An 18,587-nucleotide genomic window follows, 5' to 3' on the forward strand; every position below is an offset into this window, starting at 1 on the left:
ATTAGAAACAGTAAACTGTGGGCCATGCAAAGCTTTTCTGAATACAAAAAAAAAGGGCGGCTTTCGCCGCCCTTTTGCACTCCCCAGACCTGAATTAATGGTTACGAATGTATTCGTCCATATCAGTTTTCAGGTTATCAGATTTCGTCCCGAAGATAGCTTGAACACCTGAGCCTGCGACCACTACGCCCGCAGCACCCAATTTCTTCAGACCCGCTTGGTCAACCTTGGACACATCCGCCACGCTGACACGCAGACGAGTGATGCAGGCATCCAGGTTAGTAATGTTTTCTTTACCACCAAACGCATTGACCAGTGCCGCTGACATTTCAGTGCCACCCTGTACAGTTTGCTCTGTTGTCATGTCTTCACGACCCGGCGTTTTCAAATTCAGTTTAGCGATCAGCACTCGGAAGATGGTGTAGTACACCAGACCGTAGCAGATACCCACCAGCGGGAACAACCAGATACGGCTGCTGTTGCCACTCAGTACAATGAAGTCAATCAGACCGTGGGAGAAGCTGGTACCATCGCGCATCCCAAGCAGGATACAGATTGGGAAAGCCAGACCGGCCAGAATCGCATGGATAACATACAAGATTGGCGCCACGAACATGAAGGAGAATTCGATTGGCTCGGTGATACCGGTCAGGAATGAGGTCAGTGCTGCGGAGATCATAATCCCGCCCACTTTCGCCCGGTTTTCCGGTTTAGCAGAATGCCAGATGGCAATGGCTGCGGCGGGTAGACCGTACATCTTGAACAGGAAACCACCAGACAGTTTACCCGCAGTTGGGTCACCGGCCATGTAACGTGGAATGTCACCGTGGAATACCTGGCCCGCTGCGTTGGTGTATTCACCAATTTGCATTTGGAATGGTACGTTCCAAATATGGTGTAAACCGAATGGAACCAACGCACGCTCTACGACGCCGTAGATACCAAAAGCGACTACGGAGTTCTGATATGCTGCCCACTGAGAGAAAGTCTGGATAGCAGTACCGATTGGCGGCCATATAAAGGACAAAATCACGCCCACGAAGATCGCTGTGAAACCAGAGATAATCGGAACGAAGCGTTTGCCCGCAAAGAAGCCCAGATATTCAGGTAATTGGATACGATAGAAGCGGTTAAACATGTAGGCCGCTATTGCACCTGCAATGATCCCGCCCAGTACCCCAGTATCCGCTAAATGCTTGGCAGCAATTTCTTCTGCCGGCAGATGCAAGACCAATGGTGCTACCACCGCCATGGTTTTCACCATGATGCCGTATGCAACAACTGCCGCTAACGCAGATACACCGTCGTTATTGGTAAAGCCGAGTGCAACGCCAATAGCAAAAATCAATGCCATGTTAGCAAAAACGGAACCGCCCGCTTCTGCCATTACGTGAGAGACTACCGATGGTAGCCAGCTAAAATTCGCGGACCCGACACCCAGCAGAATACCTGCAATGGGTAACACGGATACCGGTAGCATTAGCGATTTACCGACCTTTTGCAGGTTTGCAAATGCGTTCTTAAACATAGTGAGTGAGCTCCTGAGTAATAGTGCTTTTACTGCTTTTTCTCGCGTTTATTGGCATTACAAAGGGGGGAGTAAGCCTTTGCGAATCAGGGTGTCTAAAGCACCCCTTTAATTTTTACGAAGAGTAAAATAAATAGCCTGCTTAATGTTTGATGGCAGTCACGTTTCTTCCAAGAAAGCGCTTAATTTGCTTCAGATAGCGCATTTTTTGTAAAAAAACGTCAATATTAGCTGCCCTCACCCAATAAATCGGGTGAGAACATTACTCGTTTCGGCGATTAATTACGAGCTTAAAAAAAAGTATTCTTAAGGAAATTAGCGCGTTTTGCTGTGGAGTATTGACGAGTCCAGATGAAATAACCGGCAGAAGTTATCCGTAGTGGCTTGAGCCAAGGATTCAAGACTGACGCCTTTGAGAACTGCCATATACTCTGCAACATCACGGACATAGGCAGGTTGGTTCTCTTTACCACGATGCGGAACCGGAGCCAAATACGGCGAATCGGTCTCGACCAGCAACCGGTCTAACGGCACATAGCGCGCAACATCACGCAGTTGCTCCGCATTGCGGAAAGTGAGAATACCCGAGAAAGAGATATAAAAACCGAGGTCCAATAAGGTGGCGGCGGTCGCTTTATCTTCTGTAAAACAGTGTAAAACCCCGCCACACTCTTGCGCCTGTTCTTCACGCAAAATCGCGAGTGTGTCTTCGCGCGCATCGCGGGTATGCACAATCACTGGTTTATTTAATTTACGCCCAACCCGAATGTGTTCACGAAACGAAGCTTGTTGCAGTGGGATATTGTCTTGCTGATAAAAGTAATCCAGCCCAGTTTCCCCCATCGCCACCACATTATCTGCCGCGGCTAAAATCTCAAGCTGCTGAAAATCATAGCCACCATCTAGGTTCAACGGATGAACACCACATGAAAACGCGACGTTTTCTCTCTCACCGATAAGTGCCGTCATGGCGGAGAAGCCCGGTAATGTGGTGGCTACGGCGAGCACAAAACCCACATCCCGAGCTTTCGCTTTGGCTAATACATCATCGACGCTACTGTGTAGCGTCTGGTAATCAAGGCTATCAAGATGACAGTGAGAATCTATTAACAACATATTAAACTCAATTAAAGTGATGTGGAGTAAGACCCCGTGGTCAGGGCGCTTTCCCAGTTGAGCAAAAGCTCGGTAAGTAATAACTCACGATTGACACCGACCACGGATAACAATTGATGCCGGCAATGGCCCAGCGCCTTGGCTGAATGAAGCAATATAGGTGTCGTGGCCATCTGTGCCAATTGCTGCACCAACGGCAATTGGTCCTGATTAACCGCAAACTCACCTGCACCTTGCTGCCACTTCAAAGCATCCACCACCAATGAAGAGAGCCATTGCAAGCGCTCTGGGGCATCTTCATGATTAAGCTGCGGTAATAGCGACAGTAAATCCGAACTGTTCAGGGCGCTGCTCAGCGCGCTACACAAGGCTGTTCTGATGGCCCAGAGTTCGGGTTGGAGCAAGCGCTCAGCCGCCAACGGTGCGCCCTCGCTTAATTTAAGTGCCGCCAGCATCGAAATCGGTTCTGCCGGAATCTGCCGTTGCAGCCATTGTAAGCTGAGCGCGGTATCCGGGCAGGCCAGATGCCAGTAAAAGCAGCGGCTGCGTAATGTCGCTAACAAACTGGCGGGTTGATGGCAATCGAGCAGAAAATAGGTTTTCTCTGGCGGCTCTTCCAGAGTTTTGAGTAACGCATTGGCCGCCGCGTCAGTCAGTGACTCGGCATGAGGCAGCCACACAACTTTTGCCCCGCCCTGCTGAGCATGAGAATAGAGTTTTTCAATCTGTTGGCGCACCAACTCTACACCGATGCTATTTTTGCCTTTCTCCGGGGCCAGCACATACCAGTCCGGATGATTACCCGCCAACATCAAGCGGCAACTATGGCATTCGCCACAGCTTTTCTCACCTTGCCGCTGCTGGCACATTAACCAACGGCTGATACCATAAATCAGCGCTTCCTCGCCATTTCCGGGCAAAGAATGCAGTAATAATGCATGATGACCACGCCCAGCCGTCTGCTGTCCAACCCACTGACGATAAGGCGCGGTAAGCCATGGATACCATTTCATTACACTGTTTCTCGGCGAGTCAGCCATTGCTTCAGTACCCGGCTAATAGATTCACTGACTTGCTCAAGTGGTTGAGAAGCATCAATGGTCTTGATGCTGGAGTCTGCGGCAGCCAACTCAAGATAACGTGCGCGGGTGCGCTCAAAAAAGGCCAATGACTCTTGTTCAATCCTATCTAATTCACCACGAGCCCGCGCGCGCGCTAGCCCAATCACCGGTGGCAAATCGAGATACAGTGTCAGGTCTGGGCGAAATTCACCTAATACAGTGTCACGCAGAGATGTCATGAGGTTGCTATCAATCCCACGCCCACCGCCCTGATAAGCTTGCGATGACAAATCATGGCGATCACCCACCACCCAACTGCCGCGCGCCAGCGCAGGTTTAATCACATTTTCAACCAATTGCACTCGGGCAGCATACAACATCAGCACTTCGGCTTTATCTGTCAGAACTTCGCCGTCAATACCTTGCTTTATCAAGTCACGCAGTTTTTCTGCCAGCGGCGTTCCCCCTGGCTCCCGGGTGAAGACAATATCGTTAATCCCTTGGGCATGCAGCGTAGCAACCACGGTGTCTCTGGCGGTGGTTTTCCCTGCCCCTTCAAGCCCCTCAATAACGATAAATTTACTGTTCATTTTTATCCTTTAGCGATTGACGATAAACCCGCACCGCTTGGTTATGGCTGGCTAAATTGGTGGTAAAAGTATGACCGCCCTTGCCGTCTGCCACAAAATAGAGATAAGCCGTTTTAGCCGGATGAGCGGCAGCCATGAGCGATGCCAACCCCGGCATTGCAATGGGGGTCGGCGGCAAACCGGATATCACATAGGTATTATAAGGCGTTGGAGTATCTAAGTCTTTACGACTAATGTTGCCATTATAGTTATTCCCCATGCCATAAATGACGGTTGGGTCTGTTTGTAGGCGCATACCAATGCGTAAACGGTTGATAAACACCGACGCGACTTTGGTTCGCTCTTCATTGACTGCCGTTTCTTTCTCGATGATGGACGCCATAGTGACTAAGTCGCCCGGGGTTTTGTAAGGCAATGACTTATCGCGCCCTTGCCAGATTTCATCGACTGTTTTTTCCATCTTCACATGGGCACGTTTGAGTAATGCCAAATCAGTGGTGCCAGCGGTATAGGAATAAGTATCCGGGTAGAGCCAGCCTTCTGGGTGTTCACTGTCTTTCAACCCCAACAATAGCGCGATTTCAGCATCACTCTTCCCATCCAATACATGCTTTATATATTTTGATTGTTGTAATTCATCCATCCAATCACGCAGCCGCTTACCTTCAATAAAGCGCACGGTAAATTGTGCTTCTTTGCCGCTGGCGAGCAGTTCTAGCATGCCGCGCACCGTCATTCCGGGGGTAAACCGATAAGTCCCCGCCTTGAATTTGGCTAACTCTGGTTCAAGCCGCAGCAGCCAGGGGAACCAGCGGGTGTTTTTAATCAGGCCGTCGCGTTGCAGCAAGTTCTCCAGCGCCACTCGCCCGGTGCCAGCAGGAAGTTTGAAGAAGGTTTCTTGTTGGATAGCCAAAGGCTGATCGGCAAAATGTTGTACTCTTTGGTAACCCAACAGCAGCAATCCCAAACAGATAGCGACAAAAAGGATTAATGCTCTGGTGCTTTTTATTTTCATCGGACGACCATCTTCAAATTAAAGGTATCATTGGTACGAAAATCAAAATCCCCATAAAGCTTATATTTCACAGCAATGAAGATTTAAGAAATCAAACAACTGACGTGAGTGATAAACCCACTCTTCGGCGCGATTTACCGGCTCGATCCTATTTACCGGAAGTAGCGGCATTAGCGCGTTACACAGGATAACTTCATCTGCGTCTGCCAACACACTCACCGGTTGTGCCACAATCTCCACTTGCCGACCATGAGCGGCCAGACAAGTGATTATTCGTTGGCGCATAATGCCATCTACACCTGACTGACACAGGTCTGGGGTAAATATTTTATCCCCTTGACGCCAGAATAAATTAGCCGCACAGCATTCCACCAGCATGCCTTCAGTGTCAAGCACCAGTGCCTCATCCGCCGTTGTCTGGTCAAGATGCGCGCGGATCAAGACTTGTTCCAGGCGATTCAAGTGCTTAACACCGGCCAGTAATGGATTGCGTGCTAACAATATCGGGCTAAGTGCCAAAGAAATACCCCGTTCACGCCAACTAAGATAATGAACCGGATAATCACTAAGAGAAATAATTCGCGTGGGATGCTGACATGCGGTGCCACTGTAGCCTCGGCCACCGCTTCCCCGGCTGATAATCACCTTCAGCACACCGTCCTCAGTATGATTTGCCGCCTCAACCATTTCCTTTCTCAATGCATTCCAATTTACGACCGGCATTAATAGCCGCTCAGCCGCCTGTTGCAAACGCGATATATGCTTATCCAGCCATACAACCCGACCACCGGAGACTCTGGCGGTGGTAAAGCAGCCATCACCAAACTGCACTGAGCGGTCTGAAGCTGAAATCAAATTTTGTTCAACACCATTAATCCAGAACATTCAGATTCTCTTTAAATGGGGGCGTCTTGGCTCTACATTCAATTAGGGTATAGGTATTGCCCATAAATATAAATCCTACCTGCTGACAGTATCAGATTTAAGGCCGTGGCTGTTTTCAGATTTATCTCTTATTGAGACAATTTTTATGGAAGGATGTTATAGCTGATGCTTGCTAAGCAAATAAAAAACCCGGAAAACCGGGTCTTTTAAGGTTGCTGACAAACGTCTTTTGTAGCCCGGGACTGGCGGGGCGACTGTACCTATGGGCGCTCCGACGGCTTACGCACTTGTATTTGAAACCAAGAGGGACCCATTCGGCACATTTCCCCGCGAATCAACTTTGTCAGCGGTCTTTTGAACAGTGAATGCTATACCTTGCGGAACACCAAAGAGCCGTTAGTACCACCGAAACCGAAGGAGTTACACAGGGTGTACTCCAAATCTGTTACCTGGCGAGAGGCACCCGGAACAAAGTCCAAATCACAACCTTCATCTGGGTTATCCAGGTTAATGGTTGCCGGAATAGCCTGATCACGCAGCGCTAATACCGTAAAGATAGACTCAACCGCGCCTGCTGCACCTAACAAGTGCCCAGTCATGGATTTGGTGGAACTGACCATCACTTTGGTGTCTCCACCAAATACAGACTTAACTGCCTGCGTTTCGGCTTTATCGCCAGCAGGAGTTGACGTGCCGTGGGCATTGACATAGCCGATTTGAGAGGGGGTCACACCCGCATCACGCAACGCATTCACCATTGCCAGAGCTGCACCAGAACCGTCTTCTGGTGGAGAGGTCATATGGTAAGCATCGCTGCTCATCCCAAACCCAACAACTTCAGCATAGATTTTTGCGCCACGTTTTTTCGCGTGTTCGTACTCTTCCAGCACCATCATGCCTGCGCCATCACCCAGAACGAAACCATCACGGTCTTTATCCCAAGGGCGACTGGCAGCCTGCGGATTCTCGTTGCGAGTAGACAATGCACGCGCAGCACCAAAACCGCCGACACCCAATGGGGTACTGGCTTTTTCAGCTCCACCGGCCAGCATAACGTCAGCATCATTGTAAGCAATGATACGAGCCGCTTGCCCGATATTGTGGACGCCAGAAGTACATGCCGTAGCAATAGAAATGCTTGGCCCACGCATACCGAACATAATGGTCAGGTGGCCGGCAATCATATTAACAATGGTTGAAGGCACGAAGAATGGGCTAATTTTACGCGGCCCGCCTTTCACCAATGAGGTGTGGTTCTCTTCAATCAGACCCAACCCACCAATACCGGAACCAATCGCGGCACCGATACGAGGAGCATTGGCTTCTGTCACTTCAAGCCCGGAGTCTCGCATAGCTTGCATGCCAGCCGCGACACCGTACTGTATGAAGGCATCCATTTTGCGTGCATCTTTACGCGAAATGTAATCTTCACAATTAAAATCTTTTACTAAGCCAGCAAATTTCGTTGCATAGTCTGTAGTATCAAAATGGTCGATCAGGCTGATGCCACTCTGCCCGGCAAGAACAGCGTTCCATGTGGATTCTACTGTATTACCGACAGGAGACAACATGCCCAGTCCAGTCACAACAACTCGACGCTTAGACACGGTTGTCCTCCAGGGAGGGAAAATTACACTAGGGCAAAAAAAACTTAGGCGGTCAAATGACCGCCTAACTATCTATCCAAACTTAAAGCATATTCGCTTACTGCTGGTTAGCGTTGATAAAATCAATAGCTGCCTGAACAGTAGTGATTTTCTCTGCTTCTTCGTCTGGAATCTCAGTGTCGAATTCTTCTTCCAGAGCCATTACCAGCTCAACGGTGTCCAGAGAATCTGCGCCAAGATCTTCAACGAAAGAAGCACTGTTCTTCACTTCGTCTTCTTTAACACCCAGTTGTTCAACGATGATTTTCTTAACGCGTTCTTCGATAGTGCTCATACTCTTAAATTTCCTATCAAAACTCGCTTTCGCGATGGTTTTCGTAGTGTATAAAATGTTGAAAAAGATGCAACTAAATCTCGGCTGGTCAAACCACGATTTTACGCTATTTTGCGGTTTTTACCTCAAATAACGCAAATACTTTCGTGATTTTTAAATCATATACATGCCGCCATTGACATGTAACGTTTCACCAGAGATGTAGCTGGCCTCGTCAGAGGCTAAAAATGCAACAGCGCTGGCAATTTCTTTAGCTTGCCCAAGCCGGTTAGCTGGTACTTGGGCTAAAATGCCTGCGCGTTGATCATCTGTCAACGCCGTCGTCATGTCCGTCTCAATAAAGCCAGGTGCCACAACGTTGACAGTAATGCCACGTGAAGCAACCTCACGCGCCAAAGACTTGCTAAAACCGATCAGACCCGCTTTAGCTGCCGCGTAGTTAACCTGCCCTGCATTGCCCATTGTCCCAACTACAGAACCGATGGTGATGATACGCCCAAACCGCTTTTTCATCATAGCGCGCATTACCGCTTTTGATAGGCGGAACACGGAAGTTAGATTGGTGTCAATAATATCTTGCCACTCTTCATCCTTCATACGCATCAGCAGGTTATCACGCGTAATACCTGCATTATTCACTAAAATGTCGACTTCGCCAAATTCCGCACGAATCGTTGCCAGTACTGACTCGATTGATGCAGGATCCACGACATTCAGCATTAAACCTTTACCTTGGTCGCCCAAGTAGGCGCTGATGGCTTCAGCGCCCTTTTCACTGGTCGCGGTACCAATAACACGGGCACCACGCTCAGCTAATAATTCTGCAATCGCACGGCCAATACCGCGGCTAGCGCCAGTGACTAGCGCAATTTTACCTTCGAAGCTCATGTTATCCTCTTTTCTTAGTTTTCGAGCGCGTTGGTCAGCGTGGCAACATCGTTTACCGGTGCTGCAGCTAAAGTATCCACGATGCGCTTAGTCAAACCAGTCAATACCTTACCCGGCCCAACCTCTAACAGCAGCTCAACGCCTTCTGACGCCATGAATTCCACACTTTCAGTCCAACGTACCGGATTATATAACTGACGCACCAGCGCGCTACGAATAGCCTCTGGCGACACTTCAGTTTTCACATCGACGTTGTTCACCACCGGGAATAACGGTGCCTGGAACTCAATTTCTTCCAGTGCGACGGCCAATCTATCTGCCGCAGGTTTCATCAACGCACAATGGGATGGCACGCTGACTGGCAGAGGCAAGGCGCGTTTCGCACCGGCTGCTTTACAAGCCGCACCTGCGCGCTCTACCGCATCTTTATTACCGGCAATAACAACCTGTCCCGGTGAGTTAAAGTTGACTGGCGAGACAACCTGCCCAAGTGCTGATTCTTCGCACGCTTTGGCGATGGATTCATTATCCAAACCAATAATCGCGTACATGGCACCGGTGCCTTCAGGTACCGCTTCCTGCATCAGTTTACCGCGTAATTCAACCAGACGAACCGCCTGTTTGAAATCCAGCACGCCAGCACACACCAGAGCTGAGTATTCACCCAAGCTATGGCCCGCCATCATCGCCGGCAGTTTGCCGCCTTGATGCTGCCAAACACGCCAGATAGCAACAGATGCCGTCAGCAATGCCGGTTGCGTCTGCCAGGTTTTATTCAATTCTTCAGCCGGGCCTTGTTGTACCAACTGCCAGAGATCGTAACCCAGAACTGAAGATGCTTCACTGAAAGTCTCTTCAACTATCGGAAATTGTGCGGCCAAATCGGCCAGCATACCAAGAGATTGAGATCCCTGGCCTGGAAAAACACAAGCAAATTTCGACATTTTACTTTCCTGTTAAATCAAAAAAGCCCTGTTAAATCAAAGAAACCCTGTTAAATCAAAAGCGAACCAGCGCCGAGCCCCAGGTAAAGCCGCCGCCAAACGCTTCCAGCAGCACTAACTGCCCACGTTGAATACGCCCATCTCGCACGGCTTCGTCAAGTGCCGCCGGTACAGATGCTGCAGAAGTGTTGCCATGACGATCGAGCGTGATGACCACTTTCTCCATCCCCATGCCTAATTTTTTAGCCGTTGCGCTAATAATCCGCAGGTTAGCCTGATGCGGCACCAGCCAATCCAGCGCTGAGCGATCCAGATTATTGGCCTGCAAGGTCTCGTCCACAATGTGAGCAAGTTCAGTCACCGCAACTTTGAAGACCTCATTACCGGCCATCGTGACATAGGCTGGCTGGTCTTGCTGCTGGCGATCCTGATACGGCAATGCCAGCAATTCCCCATACTTACCATCTGCATGCAAATGGGTAGAGAGAATGCCAGGTTGTTCGGATGCACCTAATACAACGGCACCCGCACCATCACCAAACAGAATAATCGTGCCACGATCTTCAGGATTCAGTGCTCGCGACAGTACGTCTGAACCAATGACGATAGCATGTTTGACAGCACCACTTTTCACGTACTGATCAGCAACACTAAGTGCATAGGTAAAACCAGCACAGGCGGCAGCCAAATCAAAAGAGGCCGCATCTTTGATGCCCAACATTTGCTGCACCTGACAGGCCGAGCTTGGGAAAGCATGGCTTGAAGAGGTGGTGGCAACGATAATCAGCCCGATATCGTCTTTAGCAATACCGGCCATCTCCAGTGCTTGTTCAGCCGCCTGGAAACCCATTGTCGCCACAGTTTCATCAAGGCCGGCAATACGCCGTTCACGAATACCTGTCCGAGTGACAATCCACTCGTCCGACGTATCCACCATTTTTTCTAAATCAGCATTACTGCGCACTTGTACGGGCAGATAACTCCCCGTACCGAGAATCTTAGTATACATGTACGATCAGTCACTCTTGGGTAAAACCGCTTCAAGGCGCGCTGCAATCCGTTGTGGGACTTGCCGCTGCACCGCCTGCACAGCCTGTTCGATAGCCACTGCGAATGCACGTTGATTCGCAGCGCCATGGCTCTTGATTACGATGCCCCGTAATCCTAACAGACATGCGCCATTATACTGGTCGGGGTTCAAATGACCGAACCGCTTAGCCACACGTTTTTGTAGCCAACGGCCAATAAATTTAAGCCACCAGGACTGTTTTTTGCCGTCGCCCGATGATTTGAGCAATGACAAGAACATTCTTATCACACCTTCCATGGTCTTTAGAGTGACGTTACCCACGAAGCCGTCACAAACCATCACATCAGTCTTGCCTGTCAGCAAATCATTGCCTTCCAGATAACCAATATAGTTGATCGCCGGTGTATTTTTTAATACTGCGGCGGCTTCGCGGATATTATCTAACCCCTTGCTCTCTTCTTCGCCAATATTGAGCAAAGCAACACGTGGGGTTTTTATGCCAACAACTTCTTCTGCCATCACCGAACCCATGACAGCAAATTGCACCAGCATCGTGCTATCACATTCAACATTGGCCCCTAAATCCAGTACCACAGTCTTGCTGCGCTGCTGATTGGGGATAACTGTCATCAATGCCGGGCGCTCTATTCCATCCAATGGCTTAATAAGCATCTTCGCCAACCCCATCAATGCTCCTGTATTCCCTGCACTCACACAGGCTGCTGCATCACCGTTTTTGACCAACTCCAGAGCTATACGCATGGAGGTACCACGGCTGGCACGAATAGCTTGTGAGGGTTTAGCATCGCTGGCAATAACATGCTCAGCGGAGATTACCTGTAACCTCTCCAGCAACAAAGGATCGGCATTAACAAGTAACGGAGTGATGGCGTCGGGGTTCCCGACCAGCAGGAGTTTTAGCTTTGGATTAGAGGCCAGTGCCTGCAATGAAGCAGGCACTGTGACGTGGGGACCGAAATCCCCACCCATTGCATCTAACGCTAGGGTTAGACAAGTCAAGGTATCGCCTTGCTAAAGATTAGCAAGTACTACTCAGCCGATAACCTTGCGGCCGCGGTAGAAACCGTCGGCTGTGATGTGGTGACGCAGGTGAGTTTCACCGGAAGTTTTGTCCACAGACAGAGTGGCAGTGGTCAGTGCATCGTGTGAACGGCGCATGCCACGTTTGGAACGAGTGGGTTTGTTCTGTTGTACGGCCATTGACCTTACTCCTTAATTACTTTCTTTAAACTGGCTAATACGGCAAATGGATTCGGTTTCTCCACCTCTGCAGGCAGTTTACCAAATACCATGTCCGCCTCGGACACTTCACAGTGTTCAGAATCATGTACCGGAACGACAGGCAGTGAAAGAATAATTTCGTCTTCAATCATAGCCAGCAGATCAACTTCGCCAAATTCGTCGACTTCGATCGGCTCGTACGCTTCCGGCAATGCCTCAGCCTGCTCATCATTGACGACCGGGCTAAAACAATACGTTGTATGAACATGGTGCGCAAACGTGCCACCACAGCGCTGACACATCAATGTTACATCGACGTCCGCATGACCTGTAATAACCGCCAGGCGCTGATTATCAATATTAAATGATAATGAGGCCACGACATCGCTGTCCACACTTACCACTGAGTCGGCTACTCGTGTAACCTGCTCAGGCGAATAGATACCTGCGTAATCTAAACGTTTCTGAGCGGTACGAACCGCATCAATGGTCAGGGGTAATTTTACCTTTTGCATAGGGCGCGCATATTAACTTTGTAACGACATAGAGTCAAAGAAAAAGGCCGTTTTACTGCACCTTTCACCAATATTCGCTTCCGAAGCGGCAGACAGTTTAAAATGTCTGATTCAATTACGCCACGGTTTATGGAAAATATTATGCCGCAATTAGTCCTTGCTTCAACCTCGTCATACCGCCGCGCATTACTGGAAAAGCTGCAATTGCCTTTTATCACTGCCGCGCCAGAAACCGATGAAACCCCGTTGCCCACCGAAACCGCGAGCGCATTGGTGCAGCGTTTGGCACAAGCGAAGGCCCAAGCACTGGCTGCGCATTACCCACAACACTTGATAATAGGTTCTGATCAAGTGTGTGTTATCAACGGGGGCATCATCGGCAAACCCCATAATCATGCCAATGCCGTCAAACAATTACACCAAGCCAGCGGGCAATGTGTCACTTTTTATACCGGACTGGCGCTGCTAAACACCGCCACTAATAGCCATAGTTGTCTTTGTGAAACGTTTGATGTTTATTTCCGCACCTTGAATAGTGCAGAAATTGAAGGTTATTTAGTGCGGGAAAAACCGTGGAATTGCGCGGGCAGTTTTAAAAGTGAAGGGTTGGGTATCACCTTATTTGATAAATTATCAGGCCGAGATCCAAATACCCTCATCGGCCTGCCGTTAATCGCCCTCACCCAAATGTTAATTGAGCAAGGGGTAAATCCATTACTTTAGAACTGATGGCCGTAAAACTGATGACTGTAAAACTAATAGCGCTATTTTAAATAGCGCTTTTCTTGCGTAAGACTGACAAGCAATGGCGCAATTGATTATCCAGCGGTGCTTCAATGCGCATGGTTTCACCGGTATTTGGGTGTTCAAAACGTAAAGCGGAGGCATGCAGGAATAAACGATGTAACCCAGTCCCCTGTAATTGAGCATCAAATTCACGGTCACCATAGCGATCGTCAAAAGCGATCGGGTGGCCAGCATGCAGCGCATGGACACGAATCTGATGTGTTCGACCGGTAATCGGGCTAGCTTTAACCAGTGTGGCATGCTCAAAACGCTCTTCTATTTTAAAGCGGGTTTCTGATGGTTTGCCCTCGCTACTGACTTTCACCATGCGTTCACCACTTTGCATAATATTTTTCAGCAAAGGCGCTTGCACGGCTTTGCAATGTGATTGCCATTGTCCGCGCACCAAAGCTAAATAATCTTTCTGCATCCCTTTCAAGCGCAGTTGTTCATGTAAGGAACGCAAAGCTGATCGTTTTTTTGCAACTAATAAAACACCGGAGGTATCACGATCAAGACGGTGGACCAATTCCAGGAAACGCGCGTCAGGGCGCAGGGCGCGTAATGCTTCAATCACCCCGAAACTTAAACCGCTTCCGCCATGGACCGCAGTGCCGGAAGGTTTGTTCAGCACTAAGAGATAGTCATCTTCAAATAGAATGCAATCGGCTAACGCGGCAACTTTATCAAGTTTAGCTGATACCTGAATTTCTTCGCGCTCAGCAACCCGTACCGGCGGCACACGCACCACATCACCGTCAGCCAATTTATATTCTGGCTTAATGCGCCCTTTATTAACTCGAACCTCACCTTTGCGTACGATGCGGTAAATCATACTCTTTGGCACACCTTTCAATTTAGTGAGCAAAAAGTTATCGATCCGCTGACCGGCTTCGTCGGCAGAAATGGTGATTAATTGTACTACTGGATTATTCGTTTTCATGGGACGCGATTCTAAATACACCGAGGAATTAGCGCCACCCCTTTTTCTGTGCTTAACTGTCAATCTGGCTATTTAAAGATAACGTTTGCGTGCATTTATTGTTTAATAAGACAACGATAGCCGCCAACACTGTGAATACAGTAAAAGAATCTTTACCTAGACAGGTAAAGTCATCTTGCTATATCAGTGTCAGCAATGGAATAATGTGTTTAATTCTGCGTTGATTCTCGTTAGACCAAGAGACTTGTGGAATAATAAACTTTGCCTGATCACGCAAAAACGCAGCAATGGCGTAAGACGTAATGTGAAATCAAGCAATTAGCGGGCTGCGGGTTGCAGCTTGGTCGGCAAGTGGGTAAGGCTCTGTTGTCTTATATTCAGAAGCTACCCTTTATATAAAAAGCGCTGTTTTTCAGAAAGAAACACAGGCTTACCGAAATAATGCGCCCCTATGCAGGCGACAACCGTGAGGTTGACGGCTTTGCTAGAAGACTCGGGGTCATCGGTTTACCCGACCATGAGGTTATTTTGCCCGCAGTTCTAATGACAATGTAAAAATAACGAGTAAGTTAAAGATGAAAAGAATGTTGATTAACGCCACTCAGCAAGAAGAGTTGCGTGTCGCCCTTGTAGATGGACAGCGGCTGTATGATTTGGATATTGAAAGCCCAGGTCATGAACAGAAAAAAGCGAATATTTACAAAGGGAAAATCACCCGAATCGAACCTAGTCTGGAAGCCGCTTTTGTTGATTACGGCGCTGAACGACATGGTTTTCTCCCATTAAAAGAAATCTCTCGCGAATATTTCCCTAGTAATTATTCCTCTCATGGCCGCCCAAACATCAAAGATGTGCTGCGCGAAGGCCAGGAAGTTATTGTTCAGGTTGATAAAGAAGAACGCGGTAATAAAGGTGCCGCACTCACGACTTTCATCAGCCTGGCGGGTAGTTATTTAGTTTTGATGCCAAACAACCCACGTGCCGGGGGTATTTCTCGCCGTATCGAGGGTGATGACCGCACTGAATTGAAAGAAGCCCTATCCTCCCTGCAATTGCCTGACGGCATGGGCCTGATTGTTCGCACCGCCGGTGTCGGTAAATCTGCTGATGCGCTGCAATGGGACTTATCATTCCGTCTGAAGCATTGGGATGCGATTAAAAAAGCCGCTGAAGGTCGCCCTGCGCCCTTCCTGATCCATCAGGAAAGTAACGTGATTGTCCGTGCTTTCCGTGATTATCTGCGCCCGGACATCGGCGAAATCCTGATCGATAACCCTAAAGTTCTCGAACTGGCTAAAGAGCATATCGCCGCACTCGGTCGCCCGGATTTCAGCAGCAAAATTAAATTGTATAGTGGTGAGATTCCATTATTCAGTCACTACCAAATTGAGTCACAGATTGAATCTGCCTTCCAACGCGAAGTGCGTCTGCCTTCCGGTGGTTCGATTGTTATTGACACTACCGAAGCGCTGACTGCGATTGATATCAACTCCGCGCGAGCAACGCGTGGTGGTGATATCGAAGAAACCGCATTCAATACCAACCTTGAAGCTGCCGATGAGATTGCTCGCCAATTACGTCTACGCGACTTAGGTGGCCTGATTGTCATCGACTTTATCGATATGACACCGGTACGCCACCAGCGTGAAGTGGAAAACCGTTTGCGCGATGCCGTCCGTCAGGATCGTGCGCGTATCCAGATTGGCCGCATCTCCCGCTTTGGTTTACTGGAAATGTCCCGTCAGCGCCTCAGCCCGTCACTGGGTGAGTCAAGCCACCATGTGTGCCCACGCTGTAGCGGTACCGGTACTGTACGTGACAATGAATCCCTGTCACTTTCTATTCTGCGTTTGATTGAAGAAGAAGCGCTGAAAGAAAACACTCATGAAGTTCACGCGATTGTACCGGTACAAATTGCGTCGTATCTGTTGAACGAAAAACGTGAATCCGTCAATGCTATCGAAAAACGCCAGGGCGGTGTACGTGCAGTGATCGTGCCAAACGATCAAATGCAAACGCCGCATTACTCGGTGCTTCGCGTACGCAAAGGCGAAGAAGTCCCGACTCTCAGCTATTTGTTGCCACAACTGCATGAAGCAGAAATGGCGCAACCGCTGGAAGAAGCGACTATTGAGCGTAAACGTCCGGAACAACCGGCGTTGGCGACTTTCTCTCTGCCAACTGAAGTGCCGCCAGAATCAGCCCCTACAGCTACGCCGGTTGAGCCAACTGTTGCACCACAAAAAACTGCTGCGGCGGTTGAACAACCTGGTTTCTTCAGCCGTCTGCTCAGTGGCCTGAAAGGTATATTCGGCACATCAGAAGAAGAAATTAAACCGGTCGAAGTTGAAAAAACGGAAAACAGCGAAAATCGTCGCAATGATCGCCGTAATCCTCGTCGCCAGAATAATAACCGTAGAGATCGCGGTGACCGCACACCACGTGAAGGTCGCGATAACTCAAACCGTGATAACTCAAGCCGTGATAACTCAAGCCGTGATAATAATGGCCGTGACAATGCTAACCGCGATAATAGCAATCGCGAGGGCCGTGAAGATCAACGCCGCAATAAACGCCCAACACAACAGACAACTGCGCCATTAGCGCAAACTGAAGTTGTAGAAGCGGATAAAGCACCGCGTGAAGAGCAGCCACAGCGCCGCGGTGATCGCCAGCGTCGCCGTCAGGATGACAAACGCCAGGCACCACAGGACGTTAAAGCTAAAGTTGATGACATTGATGTCATTACTGCGGCTGTAGAAGAAGTACAACCTGAGCAAGAAGAACGCCAACAGGTGATGCAGCGCCGTCAACGCCGCCAATTGAATCAGAAAGTCCGTATTCAATCCGCGAATGATGAGCTGAATGTTCTGGAAACGCCGATCACCGCCCCGGTTGCTCAGGTTGCTGCACCAGTAGTGCACGAAGAAGTGAAATTACTGACACAGACCAGCCCTCAGGCCGATGATGATGCAACGAACGACCGCAATGCCAACAATGAAAATGGCATGCCACGTCGCTCTCGCCGCTCGCCTCGCCACCTGCGTGTCAGCGGTCAACGCCGTCGTCGCTACCGTGATGAGCGCTATCCAACACAATCTGCTATGCCGCTGGCAGGTGCTTTCGCCTCACCAGAAATGGCGTCGGGTAAAGTGTGGGTGCGTTATCCGGTTGCCCAGCAGGTTGAACAAGCCTTTGTGGAAAACCCGGTTGAAGAGCAATTGCCAGTAGAACGCGTGCAAGAAGTTGCAGCTGTAGAAACGTCAATCGCTATTGCTGCCGCACCAGTTGTTGTTGCTCCAGTGATTGTTGCTCCAGTGATTACTGCTCCAGTTGTTGCCACTGCCGTAGCTGAAATTGCCGTACCGACGCCACAACATAAGCCGGGGGGGTCATCCTCATCCGCCGCTGCCGTACCTGGCCGTGCACCTGTGGTCGTGGAAACAAAAATTGTAGAAACGACAATTGCAGAAACAGCAGTTATTGAGCCAGCAACAGTAGAAGCCACTGTTGAAAGCCGCGCGATTGAAGAACCTGTTCAGGTTACTGAAATAGCAACAGAAGCTGAAACTATCACGGCAACTGAGCCAGTGGTTGAAGAAGTGGCTGCAACAGAAACAGCAGTTGAAAAAACAATCGAGCCAGAAGCGGTTGTTGTAGAAACTGTTGTTGTGGAAACTGTGGTTGAAGAAGCTGTGGTTGAAGAAATAACCGAGCCAGAAGCGATTGCTGCGGAAACTGTAACTGAAGAGGCTGCAGTTGAAGAGGTCAATGTGACAGAAGAGGCCGTTGTAGCGCCTGTTGCCGTGGCAGCACCACAGCCGGTTGTCGCTCATCCTGAAGGTGTGCTATTTAAGCACTATGCTTCAGCACCGATGACTAAAGCACCTGCGCCTGATTACGTCCCAGCATCACCAACTCAAGGCCAATGGGAGCGCCCAGCCTTTGATTTCGCAGGAAAAGGTCCTGCGGGTGGCCATGCTGCTGTTACTCAGGCCACGGCACCGGCAACAAAACCACAATCGGTCGAATAATAGCAATATCATTCAGTCCTAATATTGCAAAACCCGCCATCTGGCGGGTTTTTTATTTCGCCGATAAAT

At 49.3% G+C, this 18,587-nt stretch carries 17 protein-coding genes; 2 read left to right on the forward strand and 15 right to left on the reverse strand.

Annotated features, from left to right (window positions below):
* Positions 1-94 precede the first annotated feature (94 nt).
* The 14 genes from ptsG to yceD all read right to left on the reverse strand — a co-directional run bounded on the left by ptsG (position 95) and on the right by yceD (position 12,755).
* Positions 95-1,528, reverse strand: a complete 1,434-nt coding sequence (gene ptsG / locus OP863_RS12065) for a PTS glucose transporter subunit IIBC (RefSeq protein ID WP_038632278.1) — start codon at positions 1,526-1,528, stop codon at positions 95-97.
* A gap of 315 nt (positions 1,529-1,843) precedes the next feature.
* Positions 1,844-2,644, reverse strand: coding sequence for a metal-dependent hydrolase (locus OP863_RS12070; protein WP_265525336.1), 801 nt, complete (start codon positions 2,642-2,644; stop codon positions 1,844-1,846).
* Between the two features lie 11 nt (positions 2,645-2,655).
* Entirely contained in the window at positions 2,656-3,657 is a 1,002-nt protein-coding gene (holB, locus tag OP863_RS12075; protein WP_265525337.1) for a DNA polymerase III subunit delta', read from the reverse strand.
* Positions 3,657-4,295: a dTMP kinase gene (gene tmk / locus OP863_RS12080; protein WP_265525338.1), complete on the reverse strand. Its 639-nt coding sequence runs from the start codon at positions 4,293-4,295 to the stop codon at positions 3,657-3,659. The genes holB and tmk overlap by 1 nt, the downstream gene beginning before the upstream one ends.
* Positions 4,285-5,310 (reverse strand): endolytic transglycosylase MltG, encoded by a 1,026-nt coding sequence (gene mltG / locus OP863_RS12085; protein WP_145509718.1) that lies wholly within the window; start codon positions 5,308-5,310, stop codon positions 4,285-4,287. The genes tmk and mltG overlap by 11 nt, the downstream gene beginning before the upstream one ends.
* A gap of 60 nt (positions 5,311-5,370) precedes the next feature.
* Positions 5,371-6,195, reverse strand: coding sequence for an aminodeoxychorismate lyase (gene pabC / locus OP863_RS12090; RefSeq protein WP_145591433.1), 825 nt, complete (start codon positions 6,193-6,195; stop codon positions 5,371-5,373).
* Between the two features lie 368 nt (positions 6,196-6,563).
* Positions 6,564-7,802, reverse strand: a complete 1,239-nt coding sequence (fabF, locus tag OP863_RS12095; protein ID WP_038632266.1) for a beta-ketoacyl-ACP synthase II — start codon at positions 7,800-7,802, stop codon at positions 6,564-6,566.
* A gap of 97 nt (positions 7,803-7,899) precedes the next feature.
* Positions 7,900-8,136: an acyl carrier protein gene (acpP, locus tag OP863_RS12100; protein ID WP_002220787.1), complete on the reverse strand. Its 237-nt coding sequence runs from the start codon at positions 8,134-8,136 to the stop codon at positions 7,900-7,902.
* A gap of 153 nt (positions 8,137-8,289) precedes the next feature.
* Entirely contained in the window at positions 8,290-9,024 is a 735-nt protein-coding gene (gene fabG / locus OP863_RS12105) for a 3-oxoacyl-ACP reductase FabG (protein ID WP_038632263.1), read from the reverse strand.
* 14 nt (positions 9,025-9,038) lie between these two features.
* The gene (gene fabD / locus OP863_RS12110; RefSeq protein ID WP_145589044.1) at positions 9,039-9,968 is read right to left on the reverse strand and encodes an ACP S-malonyltransferase; all 930 of its coding nucleotides are present in this window, start codon (positions 9,966-9,968) and stop codon (positions 9,039-9,041) included.
* Between the two features lie 55 nt (positions 9,969-10,023).
* Entirely contained in the window at positions 10,024-10,977 is a 954-nt protein-coding gene (locus OP863_RS12115) for a beta-ketoacyl-ACP synthase III (RefSeq protein WP_038632259.1), read from the reverse strand.
* A gap of 6 nt (positions 10,978-10,983) precedes the next feature.
* A complete protein-coding gene (gene plsX / locus OP863_RS12120; protein ID WP_071841715.1) occupies positions 10,984-12,018 on the reverse strand; it encodes a phosphate acyltransferase PlsX in 1,035 nt (344 codons plus the stop codon).
* Positions 12,019-12,051: 33 nt separating this feature from the next.
* Positions 12,052-12,219 (reverse strand): 50S ribosomal protein L32, encoded by a 168-nt coding sequence (gene rpmF, locus OP863_RS12125; RefSeq protein ID WP_002210931.1) that lies wholly within the window; start codon positions 12,217-12,219, stop codon positions 12,052-12,054.
* Between the two features lie 5 nt (positions 12,220-12,224).
* Positions 12,225-12,755: a 23S rRNA accumulation protein YceD gene (gene yceD, locus OP863_RS12130; RefSeq protein WP_038632255.1), complete on the reverse strand. Its 531-nt coding sequence runs from the start codon at positions 12,753-12,755 to the stop codon at positions 12,225-12,227.
* A gap of 141 nt (positions 12,756-12,896) precedes the next feature.
* On the opposite strand from yceD, the gene OP863_RS12135 reads away from it, so the two are divergent.
* The gene (locus OP863_RS12135; protein ID WP_038632253.1) at positions 12,897-13,478 is read left to right on the forward strand and encodes a Maf family protein; all 582 of its coding nucleotides are present in this window, start codon (positions 12,897-12,899) and stop codon (positions 13,476-13,478) included.
* Positions 13,479-13,524: 46 nt separating this feature from the next.
* Here the strand turns inward: OP863_RS12135 and rluC are convergent, their stop codons facing one another.
* Entirely contained in the window at positions 13,525-14,484 is a 960-nt protein-coding gene (rluC, locus tag OP863_RS12140) for a 23S rRNA pseudouridine(955/2504/2580) synthase RluC (RefSeq protein WP_265525339.1), read from the reverse strand.
* A gap of 575 nt (positions 14,485-15,059) precedes the next feature.
* On the opposite strand from rluC, the gene rne reads away from it, so the two are divergent.
* The gene (gene rne, locus OP863_RS12145) at positions 15,060-18,518 is read left to right on the forward strand and encodes a ribonuclease E (protein ID WP_265525340.1); all 3,459 of its coding nucleotides are present in this window, start codon (positions 15,060-15,062) and stop codon (positions 18,516-18,518) included.
* Positions 18,519-18,587: the final 69 nt, after the last annotated feature.

Source organism: Yersinia sp. SCPM-O-B-9106 (C-191), from assembly GCF_026183365.1.
GTDB classification, from domain to species: domain Bacteria; phylum Pseudomonadota; class Gammaproteobacteria; order Enterobacterales; family Enterobacteriaceae; genus Yersinia; species Yersinia rochesterensis.

What these genes read in the sequence shown, in the direction of transcription:
- OP863_RS12070 (WP_265525336.1), bottom strand. Translation starts at nt 2,644, where the DNA reads ATGTTGTTAATAGATTCTCACTGTCATCTTGATAGCCTTGATTACCAG.
- mltG (WP_145509718.1), bottom strand. Translation starts at nt 5,310, where the DNA reads ATGAAAATAAAAAGCACCAGAGCATTAATCCTTTTTGTCGCTATCTGT.
- rne (WP_265525340.1), top strand. Translation starts at nt 15,060, where the DNA reads ATGAAAAGAATGTTGATTAACGCCACTCAGCAAGAAGAGTTGCGTGTC.
- tmk (WP_265525338.1), bottom strand. Translation starts at nt 4,295, where the DNA reads ATGAACAGTAAATTTATCGTTATTGAGGGGCTTGAAGGGGCAGGGAAA.
- holB (WP_265525337.1), bottom strand. Translation starts at nt 3,657, where the DNA reads ATGAAATGGTATCCATGGCTTACCGCGCCTTATCGTCAGTGGGTTGGA.
- rpmF (WP_002210931.1), bottom strand. Translation starts at nt 12,219, where the DNA reads ATGGCCGTACAACAGAACAAACCCACTCGTTCCAAACGTGGCATGCGC.
- ptsG (WP_038632278.1), bottom strand. Translation starts at nt 1,528, where the DNA reads ATGTTTAAGAACGCATTTGCAAACCTGCAAAAGGTCGGTAAATCGCTA.
- pabC (WP_145591433.1), bottom strand. Translation starts at nt 6,195, where the DNA reads ATGTTCTGGATTAATGGTGTTGAACAAAATTTGATTTCAGCTTCAGAC.
- acpP (WP_002220787.1), bottom strand. Translation starts at nt 8,136, where the DNA reads ATGAGCACTATCGAAGAACGCGTTAAGAAAATCATCGTTGAACAACTG.
- OP863_RS12115 (WP_038632259.1), bottom strand. Translation starts at nt 10,977, where the DNA reads ATGTATACTAAGATTCTCGGTACGGGGAGTTATCTGCCCGTACAAGTG.
- yceD (WP_038632255.1), bottom strand. Translation starts at nt 12,755, where the DNA reads ATGCAAAAGGTAAAATTACCCCTGACCATTGATGCGGTTCGTACCGCT.
- OP863_RS12135 (WP_038632253.1), top strand. Translation starts at nt 12,897, where the DNA reads ATGCCGCAATTAGTCCTTGCTTCAACCTCGTCATACCGCCGCGCATTA.
- fabD (WP_145589044.1), bottom strand. Translation starts at nt 9,968, where the DNA reads ATGTCGAAATTTGCTTGTGTTTTTCCAGGCCAGGGATCTCAATCTCTT.
- rluC (WP_265525339.1), bottom strand. Translation starts at nt 14,484, where the DNA reads ATGAAAACGAATAATCCAGTAGTACAATTAATCACCATTTCTGCCGAC.
- fabG (WP_038632263.1), bottom strand. Translation starts at nt 9,024, where the DNA reads ATGAGCTTCGAAGGTAAAATTGCGCTAGTCACTGGCGCTAGCCGCGGT.